The 14,288-nt window shown below is 73.7% G+C and carries 9 protein-coding genes and 1 rRNA gene; 7 read left to right on the top strand and 3 right to left on the bottom strand.

What is annotated here, in order from left to right; genetic code table 11:
* Window positions 1-53 precede the first annotated feature (53 nt).
* Together ABZW03_RS05515 and ABZW03_RS05510 are read left to right on the top strand one after the other, a co-directional pair.
* The gene (locus ABZW03_RS05515; protein ID WP_355252622.1) at window positions 54-731 is read left to right on the top strand and encodes a TetR/AcrR family transcriptional regulator; all 678 of its coding nucleotides are present in this window, start codon (window positions 54-56) and stop codon (window positions 729-731) included.
* 528 nt (window positions 732-1,259) lie between these two features.
* Window positions 1,260-5,174: an ABC transporter transmembrane domain-containing protein gene (locus ABZW03_RS05510; RefSeq protein ID WP_355252673.1), complete on the top strand. Its 3,915-nt coding sequence runs from the start codon at window positions 1,260-1,262 to the stop codon at window positions 5,172-5,174.
* Between the two features lie 63 nt (window positions 5,175-5,237).
* Here the strand turns inward: ABZW03_RS05510 and ABZW03_RS05505 are convergent, their stop codons facing one another.
* Window positions 5,238-6,251 carry an ATP-grasp domain-containing protein gene (locus ABZW03_RS05505; RefSeq protein ID WP_355252619.1) on the bottom strand — a complete coding sequence of 338 codons (1,014 nt, stop codon included), beginning with the start codon at window positions 6,249-6,251 and terminating at the stop codon, window positions 5,238-5,240.
* Window positions 6,252-6,374: 123 nt separating this feature from the next.
* Between ABZW03_RS05505 and ABZW03_RS05500 the strand changes: the two genes are divergently transcribed.
* Window positions 6,375-6,917, top strand: coding sequence for an NUDIX domain-containing protein (locus ABZW03_RS05500; protein WP_355252616.1), 543 nt, complete (start codon window positions 6,375-6,377; stop codon window positions 6,915-6,917).
* Between the two features lie 163 nt (window positions 6,918-7,080).
* On the opposite strand, the gene ABZW03_RS05495 is transcribed toward ABZW03_RS05500, so the two are convergent.
* Together ABZW03_RS05495 and ABZW03_RS05490 are read right to left on the bottom strand one after the other, a co-directional pair.
* Window positions 7,081-8,367, bottom strand: a complete 1,287-nt coding sequence (locus ABZW03_RS05495; RefSeq protein WP_355252613.1) for a hypothetical protein — start codon at window positions 8,365-8,367, stop codon at window positions 7,081-7,083.
* A gap of 297 nt (window positions 8,368-8,664) precedes the next feature.
* Window positions 8,665-9,780, bottom strand: a complete 1,116-nt coding sequence (locus ABZW03_RS05490) for an iron-siderophore ABC transporter substrate-binding protein (RefSeq protein WP_355252610.1) — start codon at window positions 9,778-9,780, stop codon at window positions 8,665-8,667.
* A gap of 326 nt (window positions 9,781-10,106) precedes the next feature.
* Between ABZW03_RS05490 and ABZW03_RS05485 the strand changes: the two genes are divergently transcribed.
* The 4 genes from ABZW03_RS05485 to ABZW03_RS05470 form a co-directional block, all read left to right on the top strand.
* Entirely contained in the window at window positions 10,107-11,681 is a 1,575-nt protein-coding gene (locus ABZW03_RS05485; RefSeq protein WP_355252607.1) for an APC family permease, read from the top strand.
* A 320-nt stretch (window positions 11,682-12,001) separates the two neighbouring features.
* Window positions 12,002-12,973, top strand: a complete 972-nt coding sequence (locus ABZW03_RS05480; RefSeq protein WP_355252605.1) for an LD-carboxypeptidase — start codon at window positions 12,002-12,004, stop codon at window positions 12,971-12,973.
* A gap of 13 nt (window positions 12,974-12,986) precedes the next feature.
* Window positions 12,987-13,661 (top strand): nucleoside/nucleotide kinase family protein, encoded by a 675-nt coding sequence (locus ABZW03_RS05475; RefSeq protein ID WP_355252603.1) that lies wholly within the window; start codon window positions 12,987-12,989, stop codon window positions 13,659-13,661.
* A gap of 535 nt (window positions 13,662-14,196) precedes the next feature.
* Window positions 14,197-14,288: ribosomal RNA gene (locus tag ABZW03_RS05470) — 16S ribosomal RNA — on the top strand; the annotation flags it as partial.

Raw genomic sequence — 14,288 nt, 5'->3', positions numbered from 1 at the left:
AACTTACGCGCCCAGGTTAACGGCCGATAACCCGACTGTCTACGATGGGCGGCATGCCGAACGTCCCCACCGCCTCCGCGCTCCCCCGTCGCGACCAGATCCGCCGCGAGGCCGCGAGGCTGTTCGCCGCCCGGGGCTTCCTGGGTGTGGGCGTGGACGAGATCGGCAAGGCGGTCGGGATCAGCGGGCCCGGGCTCTACCGCCACTTCGCCGGCAAGGACGCGATGCTCGCGGACCTGCTGATCGGCATCAGCGAGCGGCTGCTGGAGGAGGGGCGCCGCCGCGCGGGCGGCGGTGAAGGCCCGGTCGCCGCGCTGGACGCGCTGATCAGCGGCCACGTCGACTTCGCCCTGAACGACCGGGACCTGATCACCCTGCACGACCGCGAGCTGCTGAACCTCAAGGAGGAGGACCGGCGCACCGTCCGCCGACTCCAGCGCGGCTACGTCGAGCTGTGGGTGGACGTGGTCCGGCAGGCCTACCCGCCGCTGGCCGACCCCGCCGCCGAGCCGGTGGCGCGGGCCGCCGTGCACGCCGTCTTCGGCCTGATCAACTCGACCCCGCACAGCCTCGGCCCGAACCCCGACCAGGGCGAGCGCGCCGCCCTCCAGCGCGACGGCATGGCCGCCCTGCTCCACACCCTCGCCCACGGTGCGTTCGCGGCGGCCGCCGACTCCGCGGCCGACTCCGCCCTCCGCCCCGTCGACGGCTCGGCGCCCACGGGGGCCTGAGCCCCGCCCCCCGGCTTCCGCCCCGGTGCCGGGTTCGGCAGCCGCCCGTCCCGAGGCCTAGTCCCCAGGGACGATGCTCGCCCATCCCTGGCCGCTGGCAGTCGTGAGCACCGTCGGCGACCCTGGAGAAGGCCGGGGGAGAGCGGGCCGTGCGCGCGTTCGACCGGGAATCAGCGCAGGTCCCAGGCTGTTGGCCAGTCCGCCGGACCGGACGATCCGGGCTGCCCCGGCCCGCCCCGAACCCCTCCGGGCCGGAAACGCCGTGGCGGCCACCCGACGAAATGGTTAGCATCCCTAAATATGCCTGAGACTCACGGATCCACGGTGGAGCAATCCCCGAGCGGCCCCCCGGCCCCCGGCCCGACCCCGGAGGTCCCCGTCGACAGCCCGCAGCCCGCCGTCGAGAACGCCGAGGACGCCGAGAACGCCGCCAAGAGCGCCGAGAACGCTGCCGAGAGCGCCGAGCCCCCCGCCGCGCCCACCCCCGCGAGCGCCGAGGGCGCCGCGAACACCGAGTCGGCCGGCTGGCTGCGCCGTCTGGTCGGCTACAGCTGGCGGTCCCGCCGCAGCCTGCTGCTGGCCTTCGGCGCCTCGCTGCTCGGCATGGCCGTCACCGCGCTGGTGCCCCTGGTCACCAAGCTGATCATCGACGACGTCATCGTCGCCCACACCCGCTCGCTGGCCCCCTGGGCGGTGGTGCTGCTGCTCGCCGCCCTCGTGGTCTTCGGCTGCACCCAGGTCCGCCGCTACTACGGCGGCCAGCTCGCGGTCGACGTCCAGCACGACATGCGCAGCGACCTGTTCCGCTCGCTCGGTCGGCTCGACGGCCACCGCCAGGACCGGCTGGACACCGGTCAGGTGGTCGGACGCGCGACCTCCGACCTCCAGCTGGTCAACGGCCTGCTCTCGATGCTGCCGATGATGACCGGCTACCTGCTGATGTTCGTCATGTCGCTGGTCGTGATGGTCTGGCTGTCCCCGCCGCTCACCCTGGTCGCCCTGGTCATGGCCCCCGCGCTGTGGTGGGTCTCGGTGCTCAGCCGCAAGCGCCTCTTCCCCGCGACCTGGGCCGCCCAGCAGGAGGCGGCCGCCGTCGCGGGCGTGGTGGACGGCGCGATCGGCGGTGTCCGCGTGGTCAAGGGCTTCGGCCAGGAGGCACAGGAGCTCGACAAGCTGGAGACGGCCTCCCGCAACCTCTTCGCGGCCCGGCTCCGGTCGATCAGGCTGAACGCCCGCTACAACCCGGCGATGCAGGCGATCCCGGCGCTCGCCCAGGTCGGCGTCCTGGCCTTCGGCGGCTGGCTGGCCGTCGACGGCCGGGTCACGCTCGGGACCTTCGTCGCCTTCTCCACCTACGTCGCCCAGATGACCGGCCCGGTGCGGATGCTGACCATGGTCATCACCGTCGGCCAGCAGGCCCGGGCCGGCGTCGAGCGCGTCCTGCAGCTGATCGACGAGCGCCCGCTGGTCCAGGAGCGCCCGGACGCCCGCACCCTGGACCTCGCCCACGGCGGCACCCCGAGCGGCGCCCCAGCGAACGGCGCCCCGGCGAGCGACACCCCGGACGGCGCCCCGACGAGCGGCGTCCCGAGCGGCGCCCCGACGAGCGGCGTCCCGGCGAACGGTGCCCCGGCGAACGGTGCCCCCGCCCGCACCACCGTCGGAGCGCGGACCCCGGACGTCGCCCTGGAGTTCGACCAGGTCGAGTTCCGCTACGACCCCGAGCACCCGGCCCCCGTCCTGCACGGCCTCAGCCTGAAGCTCGCCCCCGGCGAGACCCTCGCCCTGGTCGGCGCCTCCGGCTCCGGCAAGTCGACGGTGGCCCAGCTGGTGCCCCGCTTCTACGACCCCGCCGCCGGCACCGTCCGCCTCTACGGCCACGACCTGCGCGACCTCACCCTGGACTCGGTCCGCGCGACGGTCGGCATCGTCCCCGAGGAGAGCTTCCTCTTCTCCGAGTCGGTCCGCACCAACATCGCCTACGGCCGCCCGGACGCCACGGACGAGCAGGTGGTCGCCGCCGCCCGCGCCGCCCAGGCCGACGAGTTCGTCCGCGCGCTGCCGGACGGCTACGACACCAAGGTCGGCGAGCAGGGCCTGACCCTCTCCGGCGGTCAGCGCCAGCGCATCGCCCTGGCCCGGGCGATCCTCACCGACCCCCGGATCCTGCTGCTGGACGACGCCACCTCGGCGGTGGACCCGCAGATCGAGGCGGAGATCCACGACGCGCTGCGCTCGGTGATGACCGGCCGCACCACGCTGCTGATCGCCCACCGCCGTTCGACCCTCCAGCTCGCCGACCGGATCGCCGTCCTGGAGCGCGGCCGACTGCTGGACCTCGGAACGCACGAGGAACTCGAAGCCCGATGTCCCCAGTACCGGGCCCTGATCACCGACCCCGAGGCCGGTCGCACCGGCCACCGGCCCACCCCCGAAGCGGCCTCCGGCGAACCGGTGCCCGCCGAACCGGCACCCGTAGCGGTGCCCGCCGGACCGGCACCCGTAGCGGTGTCCGCCGGACCGGCGACCGAACAGCGGACCGCCGCCCCCGAACTCCCCACCCCCGCCCTGGCCAAGGCCGCCCGCACCGCCGACGCCGAGCTGCTGGACAAGGTCGCGGCGCTCCCGCCCGCCTCCGACACCCCGGCCGTCCCCCGTGCCGAGGCCGAGGCCGGCGATCCCGACTTCACCCTGTGGCGTCTGCTGCGCCCGTTCCGCGGCCCGCTGCTCATCGCCCTCCTGCTGGTCGCCCTGGACGCGGCGGCCGGACTGGTGCTGCCGGTGCTGATCCGGCACGGCATCGACGAGGGCGTCCGCAAGGGCCTGATGACCGGCGTCGCGGTGGCCTCGCTCACCGCACTCGTCGTGGTCCTGCTGGACTGGGTGGTGCAGGGCGCCGAGAACCGGGTCAGCGGCCGCACCGGCGAGCGCGTCCTCTACACGCTCCGGCTCAAGATCTTCGCCCACCTCAACCGGCTCGGCCTGGACTACTACGAGCGCGAGCTGACCGGCCGGATCATGACCCGGATGACCACCGACCTGGACTCGCTGACCTCCTTCCTCCAGACCGGCATGGTCACCGCCGTGGTCAGCCTGCTGACCTTCGCCGGGATCTTCGCCGCCCTGCTGATCATCGACGCCGGCCTGGCCCTGGTGGTCTTCGCCGTCCTGCCGCTGCTGGTGATCGCCACCCTGGTGTTCCGCAAGAAGTCCAGGGACCAGTACGAGCGCTCCCGCGACCTGATCAGCGCCGTCAACGCCGACCTCCAGGAGAACGTGGCCGGCATGCGGATCGTCCAGGCCTTCCGCCGCCTGGACACCAACACCGACCGCTTCGTCGCCCGCGGCATCGCCTACCGCGAGGCCCGGGTCCGGGCCCAGCTCTACATCTCGCTGTACTTCCCGTTCGTCCAGTTCCTCTCCAGCGTGGCCGCCGCGCTGGTGCTGATCGTCGGCGCCGCCCGGGTCGACGCCGGGACGCTGACGGTCGGCGCGCTGGTCGCGTACCTGCTCTACATCGACCTGTTCTTCGCGCCGGTCAACCAGCTGTCCCAGGTGTTCGACGGCTACCAGCAGGCCTCGGTGGGCCTCGGCCGGATCCGCGAGCTGCTGCGCACCCCGACCACCACCGCCGAGGCGGCCGACCCGGTGCCGGTGGCCAAGGGCCTGCGCGGCGAGATCTCCTTCGAGGGGGTCGGCTTCGCCTACAACGGCGGCGCGGACGGCGCCCCGACCGTGCTGAGCGGCGTGGACCTGCACATCCCGGCCGGGCAGACGGTGGCGCTGGTCGGCGAGACCGGCGCCGGCAAGTCGACGCTGGTGAAGCTGGTCGCCCGGTTCTACGACGCGACGGAGGGCACCGTCCGGGTGGACGGGGTCGACCTCACCCGCTACGACCTGGCGCAGTACCGCCACCGGCTGGGCGTGGTGCCGCAGGAGGCGTACCTGTTCGCGGGCACGGTCCGCGAGGCGATCGCGTACGGCCGGCCGGACGCCTCGGCGGCCGAGGTGGAGGCGGCGGCCCGGGCGGTCGGCGCGCACGACATGATCGTCCGGCTCTCGGGCGGCTACGACCACGAGGTGGCCGGCCGCGGCCGCAACCTCTCGGCGGGCCAGCGCCAGCTGATCGCGCTGGCCCGGGCCGAGCTGGTCGACCCGGACATCCTGCTGCTCGACGAGGCCACCGCGGCGCTCGACCTGGCCACCGAGGCGGTGGTCAACCAGGCCGCGGACCGGCTCAGCGGCGGCCGGACCACCCTGGTCATCGCCCACCGCCTGACCACCGCCGAGCGCGCCGACCGGGTGATCGTGCTGGACCACGGCCGGGTGGTCGAGGACGGCACCCACGCCGAACTGCTCGCCCGGGGCGGCGCCTACAGCCGGCTCTGGCAGGCGTTCATCGCCGACGGCCACCCGGCGGTCGAGGCCGTCGCCGCCGGATAGGGCCGCGCCGCACCTGCCCGCGAACCGCCCGGCGGTCCGTCACGCACGTACGGTCACGGACCGTCAGGCGGCGATCAGCGAGGCCAGCAGCCCCGAGGCGTCGATCCCGCGCGGCAGGTCGCTCACCTGCCCGTCCCCGACCTCCACCACCCGCCAGCCGGAGCCGTCCGCCCGGCTGGCGAGGTCGGTGGTGACGAAGCGGCAGCCGAGCCGGCGGACCAGCGCCGGGACACCGGTGAGGTCGGGCTCGACGGCCCAGCGCGGGGCGTCCGGGTGCGGCCCGACCAGGACGGCCCGGCCGTCCAGCCACCACACCCGGGCCTCCACGGCCCGCCCGCCGCCCGCCGGTGAGCCGCCGTCCGCACCTTCGGGGCCGGCCGCCCCGGCCACCCCGCCCGCCGCGTTCGCGCCGCCCGCGCCCGGCCCTCTCACCGCGCCGACCGCGACCGGCCCTCCCACCGGGACGCCCGCGCCCTCGAACTCCTCGTACCGCCGCAGCACCACACCGCCGGCCAGGAACTCGCCCTGCAGCTCGACGAACCGCTCCACCACCCGGCCGACGGCCGCCAGGTCGGCCAACTCGGGTACGTAGCAGGCCTCGTGCCACTCGTGCTTGCGCGACTTCACGTAGTCCTTGACGACGGCCGGCCCCTGCCCGCCGAGCCGGGCCACGGCCTGCGCCAGCTCGGCCGGCCCGGGCACCACCGGTCCGTCGGACGGGATCCACGCGCTGGCCGGGGTCGCGCCCTCGAACACGTCGTACCAGCCGGGCAGTTCGTGGGCCGCCGCGTACCCGGGCGCGCTGGTCAGCAGGGTGCCGCCGCGGGCGGCGAGCGCGGCGGCGAAGTCGGCGTACCGGGCGGAGGGCAGCATCCACCCCCGGTACCAGAGCGGGCCGCTGTCCCGGGGCACCCGCCGGACGGCCTCCTCGGCCCGCCCGGCGAGCAGTCCGTCGTGGTCGACCAGGTGGTGCTCGCCGCCCAACTCCCGCAGCGTCCGGGCCTCCCAGGCGAAGTGCGGGTCGGGCCGGCGCGGGTTGAGCGGATCGGCGGGGAAGATGATCGCGGGTACGGGCATGGCCGCCAGGGTACGGCCGGCCGACTGGTCCCGCGCCCGCCACGACGGACCGGTCGGCGCCGGCACCCGACCGGAGTGCCGAATCCGCTCGACGCCCCGGGCGGCCGCTGCGAGAGTGACCCGATGCGAAATCTGCTGCGCTTCCGCACCCGCCGGCCGAGGCAGGCCGCCCGCACGGTGGTCCTGGACGAGAACGGCTCGGTCTTCCTGCTCCGCTCGGACAACGACGAGGTCGGCGTGCACTGGACCATGCCGGGCGGCGGCCTGGAGCCGGGCGAGACCCCGTGGGACGGAGCCCGGCGTGAGCTGTGGGAGGAGACGGGCTGGAGCGACCTCGAACCCGGCCCGCTGCTCTGCACCTGGGAGCACGACTTCACCTGGCACGGCACCCCGGTCCGCCAGTACGAGCACATCTACCTCACCGGCGGACCGCACCGCGGCCCGGTCGGCGACGTCAGCGCGGTGCACGCCGTCGACCGGATCCTGGACTGGCGCTGGTGGACCCCGGCCGACCTCGCCGACGGGAACGCCGACGCGCTCTGGCCGCCTGCGCTGCCGGAGCTGCTGGACGGGGTTCGCGCGGGCTGGGCCGTGGACGGGCGGTCGCCGGTGCCCGTCGACCTCGGGTACGTCCCGAACGCCCCGTCCACCCGCCGGGCCCGCTAGAACTGCCGGGCCCGCTGGTCTGCCGGTCCCACCAGCCCGCGCGGCCCGTCGCTCGAAGGCGGCTGAACGCTGTTGAACGCGTCTGAACGCGGCTGAACGCGGCTGAACGGCGCCCACCGAACGGCCGTGCGCCCGGCGGATGAGCGCGCGCCCGGTGGAACGGCTACGCGCTCCGGCCGCGCCGGGGCCGCCCGGGCGGGGCGGGCTCCCAGCCGTGCAGCTCCAGCTCCCGGTCGTGCAGCGCGGCGGGATTCATCAGCACCGTCAGCCGGGCGCCGACCAGTTGCTCGAAGCCGAGCCCGGTCGCGGACAGCAGCTGGTCGGTCGACACCGAGACGGCGATGGCGGGCCGCCAGGAGGGCAGCACCACCAGGCAGGTGCCGCGGCCGACCCGGATCGCCCGGGCCACCACCCGGACCGGTGCGCGCTCCTCCGGCCGGCCGGAGGCCTCGGCCGGCTCGGAGCTGCCGCCGATCAGGATGCCGAGCGGCGGTTCGGCCCACGCGGCCCCGGCCGAGGGGGCGGTGGCGAAGACACCGGTCGGGTCGGAGCCCCCGACGCCGGTTCCGGTTCCCGCTCCGAACGACGGCACCCGCGCCGGTGCTCCCGCCGCACCGGCAGGGGAGTCCGGCCATCCGGAGGGACCCGGCAGGCCCGTTCCGGTCGGGCCGGACGCGGCCGTCTCCCGTGCGGTCGCCTCCTGCCCGGTCTGGGCGGTTTGCGGGTGCATCCGGCGCAGTCGCCGGGAGGGCGACGGCCGTCGGGACACCAGGATCCGCGACTCCTCGCGCACCGGACGCGGTGCCGGCACGGACGGTCCGCCGTCGGACGGCGCGGCGGCGGACCCGAAGCGGACGAATCCGGCCTCGGCGCCACCCCCGTCCGGTCCGCCGAGGGTGTCGGGTGCTGCGGCGGCACGGCCGGTGGAAGCACCGGGCACGGTCGGACCGCCCACGGCCTCCGCGTCCGTGTCGGTGTCCGCCTCGGCGTTCGCGTCCCCGCCGAGCAGGGCCCGCACCTCGGCGACCGGTCGGCGGCACGCCTCCGCCAGCTCGGCGACGGAGCGGCCCCGGGCGTGCGCGGCCCGCAGCCGGTCGGTGAACGCCGCCCGCAGCCGCGCGGTGGTCGGGTCGCCGCCGGTCGGGTCGCCGTCGGCCTCCGGGCCGGGCGCGGGCGGGCCGGGCGGAACGGGCGGACCAGGCGGCGCCTCCGCGTCGTACCGGCTGCGCGGCTGCGGAACCGAGTCGTGGCGCGGCGCGCCGCCCTGGCGCACCGCCCCCTCCGGGGTGCCGGGCGCGGCCGCACCGGGCTCGGCGGCGGTCGCGATCGAGCACACCGGGACGGCCGCGGCGGGCGGGCCGGCCTCGGCGGGCGGCGGCGACGATCCGGCGCTGTCCCCGGGCGGGACGGGCAGGGACGGGTCGGTTACGGCGGGGTGGAGCGAGGTCATCTGCGGGCCCTTCGGGGAACGGTCCCGACGATCCTCCCGCACCACGCGATCAGCTCCAAGCGTCGAACCCGATGGTGTGCGCGACACCACCGGGGCAGCGCCGCGGTACCACCGAGTAGCACCGAGACCTCACCGCGACACCGTCACGGCACCACCGCCACGCCGCTGCGGGACCGCCCCGGAGTCACCCGGGGATGGTCCAAGACCGCGCCCGGCGAACACCGTTGCCCCGGCACGGGGCCGACGCCCCCGTGCCGCCCGGCGCTCCGGCCCCGAGCCCCGCCCCGCCGGGTAGGATCAACTGCCGGGTGCGACAAAGCCCTTGAGGTCGGCGAGCACCGCGTTCGCGGCCATGACGCCGAGCCCGAGGAACCAGGTCTCGTCCGAAACCGGCCGGGCCTGACCGGACTTGACCGCGCCGAGCGTCTTCCAGAGCGCGCCGCCCAGCACCGCGTCCTGGTTGGTCGAGCTGGGGCTGCCGTACACGCCGTAGAAGATCCAGTCGGCGTCGGCCTTGTCGATCTGCTCCGGGCTGACCTCCACCGCGAGCTCCTTGACCCGCTCGATCTCGGGCTGCGGCAGCGGCACGTCGGTGAGGATGGTGCCGATGAAGGAGAGCTCGGCGTAGAGCCGGGTCCGGCCCGGCATGAAGCGCAGCGGCGTGATGGTGGGCCGCTTGTCGCCGAGCTTCGCGCCGATCGCCGCGGCCGCCGCCTGGTACGCGTCGAGCTGCGCCCTGGCCTCGGCCTCCAGGCCGAACGCACTCGCGTTGAGCAGGAAGTTCTGCTTCCAGGGGTAGCCGGGGCGCAGCGCGAAGACGGTCGGCGCGATCTTGGACAGCTGCGCGTACTGGTCCTGGGCGCGCAGCTGGCTGCCGAGGATCAGGTCCGGCTTGAGCGCGGCGATGGCCTCCAGGTTGAGGCTGTTGATGGTGCCGACGGCGGCGGGGCTGCCGGCCTTGTCCTTGAGGTAGGACGGCAGGGACTTGGACCCGTCGGTGTGCACGACGCCGACCGGCTGGATGCCGAGGGCGACGACGTTGTCGAGCTCGCCGGTGTCCAGCACCACGACCCGGGTGGGCCTGGCCGGGATGACGGTCTCGCCCATCGCGTGCTTGAGGGTGCGCGGGTAGACGCCGGGGGCGGCGTCGGTGCCGAAGCCCTTCATCTTCTCGATCACGGCGGCGTAGTCGTCGCCGCCCTGCTTGACCGACTTCTGGTTCGGGGAGGAGCCGCCGGCGGCCGGGGTCGAACCGCCGCTGCCGCCCGATCCGCCCGATCCGCCCGAGCTGCCGCAGGCGGTGAGCAGTCCGCCGAGGCCGAGCACCGCGCCGCCGGCGAGGCCCGCGGTGAGGAAGCGGCGGCGGCCGGGGGTGCGGGGGGAGAGGGTCAGCTCGTCGGAGGTGGGGGGCACGCGACGCTCCGTTCACGGGTCGAGATTAGGTTAGGCAAACCTATCCGATCTCCAGGGGGGTGCCACCCGGACCCGCCAGCGCCCGAGGGACGAACCGGAGCGAACCTTGGCAAAAGGGAGAAATTTCCTTGACCAAACTCCTTTGAAACAAAGGTACATGGGTTTACTTGCCGTTAATACATCCCCCCGCCTGGCTTCCATGGGAACGAATCGAAACACGTGGTTGAGATCACCAAGGGTTGGTCTACTCAACCTTCCGTGCCCGCATCTAGGGTGCGCTGGTGTTTGATCAGCAGCTCTCAGAGCACACGAGCAGCGGCCGGGCAATGGCGCCCGGCGCTCCGCAGGGTGCCCCGGTCAGTGGCATCAGTGGTGGGGTCCCCGTCGATCAGGGGACCGCTGGGGGAGCGGGGGACAAGGGTCTACGGGGCGGTTCCGTCGGCCTGTTGAGCAGTGTGGTGCTGGGCGTCTCGACGGTCGCCCCGGTCTACTGCCTGACCGCCACACTCGGCCCGACCGTCACCGCGGTCGGGGTCCAGATGCCCGCGGTGTTCCTCGCGGGCTTCCTGCCGATGCTGCTCGTCGCGTTCGCGTACAAGGAGCTGAACAAGGACTTCCCGGACTGCGGCACGTCCTTCACCTGGGGCGTCCGGGCCTTCGGCCCCCGGGTCGGCTGGATGGCCGGCTGGGGCCTGACGGTGGCGACCATCATCGTGCTCTCCAACCTGGCCGGGGTCGCGACCGACTTCCTGTACCTGATGCTCGGGGAGATGACCGGCAGCGGCTGGGTCACCGAACTCGACCAGAACAAGGCCGTCCACCTGCTCACCGTGGTCCTGCTGATCGCCGGCGCCACCGCGATGAGCTACCGGGGGATGACCGCCACCAAGTGGTTCCAGTACAGCCTGGTCGGCCTCCAGCTGGCCGTGCTGCTGCTCTTCTCCGTCATCGCCGTCGGCAAGGCCGCCTCCGGCGACCTGCCCGACTCGATCGGCTTCTCCCTCTCCTGGCTCAACCCGCTCGAGGTCGACTCGTTCAGCGCGTTCACCGCCGGGCTGTCGCTGTCGATCTTCATGTACTGGGGCTGGGACACCTGCCTGACCATGAACGAGGAGACCCAGGGCAGCGCCAAGACCCCCGGCCGCGCCGCGATGATCTCCATGGTCACCCTGGTCGGCTCGTACCTGCTGGTCGCGATCGCCTCCCAGATGTTCGCGGGCGTCGGCAGCACCGGCAACGGCCTCGGCAACCCGGCCACCGCCGACAACGTCTTCGCCGCGCTGGCCCGTCCGGTGCTCGGCTCGCCGTGGAGCATCCTGCTCTTCCTCGCCGTCGTCGCCAGCGCCGCCGCCAGCCTGCAGACCACCTTCATCCCGGTGGCCCGCACCCTGCTCGCGATGAGCGCCTACCGCGCCGTGCCGCCGCGCTTCGGCACCGTCCACCCGCGCTTCCGCACCCCCGGGTACGCCACCGTCGCGGCGGGCATCGCCACCGCGGTCTTCTACGTCGGCATGAGCCTGATCAGCGAGAACGTCGTCCAGGACACCATCCTGGCGCTCGGTCTGATGATCTGCTTCTACTACGCGCTGACTGCCTTCGCCTGCGTCTGGTACTTCCGCCGCTCGCTGCGCACCGGCGCCCGCGAGCTGCTGCTCAAGGGCGTCGCCCCGCTCCTCGGCGGCGTGCTGCTCAGCGCGGTCTTCCTGCAGACCCTCACCGACGCCTGGGCCCCCGACTACGGCAGCGGTTCGGTCTTCGGCATCGGCTCGGTCTTCGTGATCGGCGTCGGCATCCTGCTGCTCGGCGCCGGGCTGATGACCTGGTACGGCTTCGTCCGGCCGGAGTTCTTCCGCGGCGAGACGCTGCGCAAGGACACCCAGGCGCTGGTCGTGGAGGACTGACACCGTTACTGCGGGGCGCGTGGAGCGCGCTGCACGGGCCTGTGCCGGTGGCCGTCCCAGGACGGCCACCCCGCTCGCCTGACCAGGGCCGTCCGGAATGGGCGGCCCTGTCGCGTTCCACCCTGGCGGAGGTCCGGGACGTGATGGGGGCGGCGATCTGAAGGGCGCTCACCCGTCGGAGCCCGCGGGACCCGGCCGGACAGCGGACCGCGCCCCGCGGACATCGGCCGGTTGACACGGGGGCATATCGTCACCGGGCGGTCGCGGCCACGGCGCGACCGCCCGCACCCCGCTCCCGCGCCCGAAAGGTGGCCCGGCCCATGGACCAGCACCCGACCGCACCCGGCCAGGGGCTGACCCGCCCGCCGCACCTGCGCCCCGGCGACCACATCGCCGTCGTCGCTCCCAGCGGCCCCGTCGACGCCGAACGCCTCACCGCCGGATGCGCGATGCTCCGCTCCTGGGGACTGCGCGTCACCGTCGCCCCGCACGTCCTCGACACCCACCCCGCCCTCGGTTACCTGGCCGGCACCGACGCCGACCGCGCCGACGACCTCCGGTCCGCCTGGCTCGACCCCACCGTCGACGCCGTCATCTGCGCCCGCGGCGGGTACGGCGTGCACCGCATCGTCGACCTGCTCGACTGGACCGCGATGCGCGCCGCCCGACCCAAACCCTTCATAGGCTTCAGCGACGTCAGTTCCCTGCACGAGGCCTTCGCCCAGCGGCTCGGCCTCGCCACCCTGTACGGGCCGCTGGCCGCCGGGGCCTCCTTCGTCTCCGACGGCCCGACCGCCGAGCACCTGCGCCGCACCCTCTTCGACCCCGCCGCCGTCACCGTCCTCACCTCGCCCACCGCCGTCCCGCTCGTCCCCGGCCGGGCCCGCGGCGTCACGGCCGGCGGCTGCCTCCACGTCCTCACCGCCGAGCGCGGCACGCCCGCCGCCCGGCCGTCGTACGAGGGCGGCATCCTGCTGCTCGAAGACGTGAACGAGCACCCCTACCAGCTCGACCGGCTGCTCACCCAGCTCCTGCGCTCCGGCGCCCTCGACGGCGTGGCCGGCCTGGCCCTCGGCTCCTGGGAGGGCTGCGGACGGCCCGACCGGGTCCGCGAGGTGATGCTCGACCGGCTCGGCGGGCTCGGCGTCCCCGTCCTCTGGGAGCTGGGCTTCGGCCACTGCCCGTCCACCCTCACCGTCCCGCTCGGCGTCCCCGCCCTGCTCGACGCCGACGCCGGCACCCTCACCCTGGACCTGCCCGCGCTCGCCGACCCACTGAGCACGGTGTTCTGAGTAGGGTGCGGCCATGAACGAGGACCGCCTCACCGCCCTTGCCCTCGGCTTCCTCCGCGGCCCGGGCAGCAACGCCCGTACGATCCTCGGACTTGCCGGCCCGCCCGGCGCCGGCAAGTCCACCCTGGCCCGCCACCTGGTCGCCGAGATCGAGCGCACCGAAGGCCCCGGCACCGCCGCCTACGTCCCGCTCGACGGCTTCCACCTCTCCGGAGCCCAGCTCGACCGCCTCGGCCTGACCCACCGCAAGGGTGCCCCGGCCACCTTCGACGCCCACGGCTACGTCGCCCTGCTGCGCCGCATCGCCGGCGACCGCTTCCAGGACATCTACGTGCCGGACTTCGACCGCACCCTGGACGAGCCGGTCGCCGCGCGCCACGTGGTCCGGCCCCACACCCGGCTCGTCGTCACCGAGGGCAACTACCTCGCCTCCGCCGACGCCCCTTGGCCCGACGCCCGCCGACTACTGCACGAACTCTGGTACGTGCACACCGACGACGACGTCCGCGAGGAGCGCCTGCTCCGGCGGCACCACGAGGGAGGCCGCGACGAGGCCACCGCCAGGCACTGGGTCACCGGCAACGACCACCCCAACGGGGAGTACGTGAAGCCAGGCAGGGCGCTCTGCACCCGGACCGTCTCCGGGACGGGTTTGCCCCTGGCGGCTGACAGGGGTAGTGTTTCCTAGTCGCTCGGCAGGGAGCACCGGACACGCGTCTGCGCGGACGGTCCCGGGGCGGCCAATCCTCTGAAACACCACTTCCCGGTTCGTGCCGGTTGTTCACGCTTTTCCGCGTGACGGCCTGGTGCTTATTCGGCGTGCGCGTTTAATCGGGTTGCGGTCGGATTCGCTTTTCAGAGCGGGGATCGGCTAGAGTTTGGAACGTCGGACGGGGCGTCAAACCCCGGAAGACGCCGGCGAGTTGGATGAACGAAGCCCCGGAAACGGAGCGGAAAACATCTGATAAGCTGGAAACACGAAAGAACGAAGCCCGGAGGGCCTGCTGGAAGGCGGTCCGAAGGAAGCGTCCGTTCCTTGAGAACTCAACAGCGTGCCAAAAGTCAACGCCAGATATGTTGACATCCCCGGCCTCGGTCCTTGTGACTGGGGTTGGAGATTCCTTTTGAAATAACACTAGCGAGGACGCAGTGCGCGGGGCCGCCCTATTCCGGTGGTTGCCGTGCCGCTCAACGCGGGTGTTTCACCCGATTACGGGTAAACATTCACGGAGAGTTTGATCCTGGCTCAGGACGAACGCTGGCGGCGTGCTTAACACATGCAAGTCGAACGGTGAAGCCCTTCGGGGTGGATCAG

This window comes from Kitasatospora sp. NPDC004799, from assembly GCF_040609095.1.
Taxonomy (GTDB): Bacteria; Actinomycetota; Actinomycetes; order Streptomycetales; family Streptomycetaceae; genus Kitasatospora.
The sequence above is the reverse complement of the archived record's forward strand: the minus strand, read 5'-3'. Positions and strand labels throughout refer to the sequence as shown.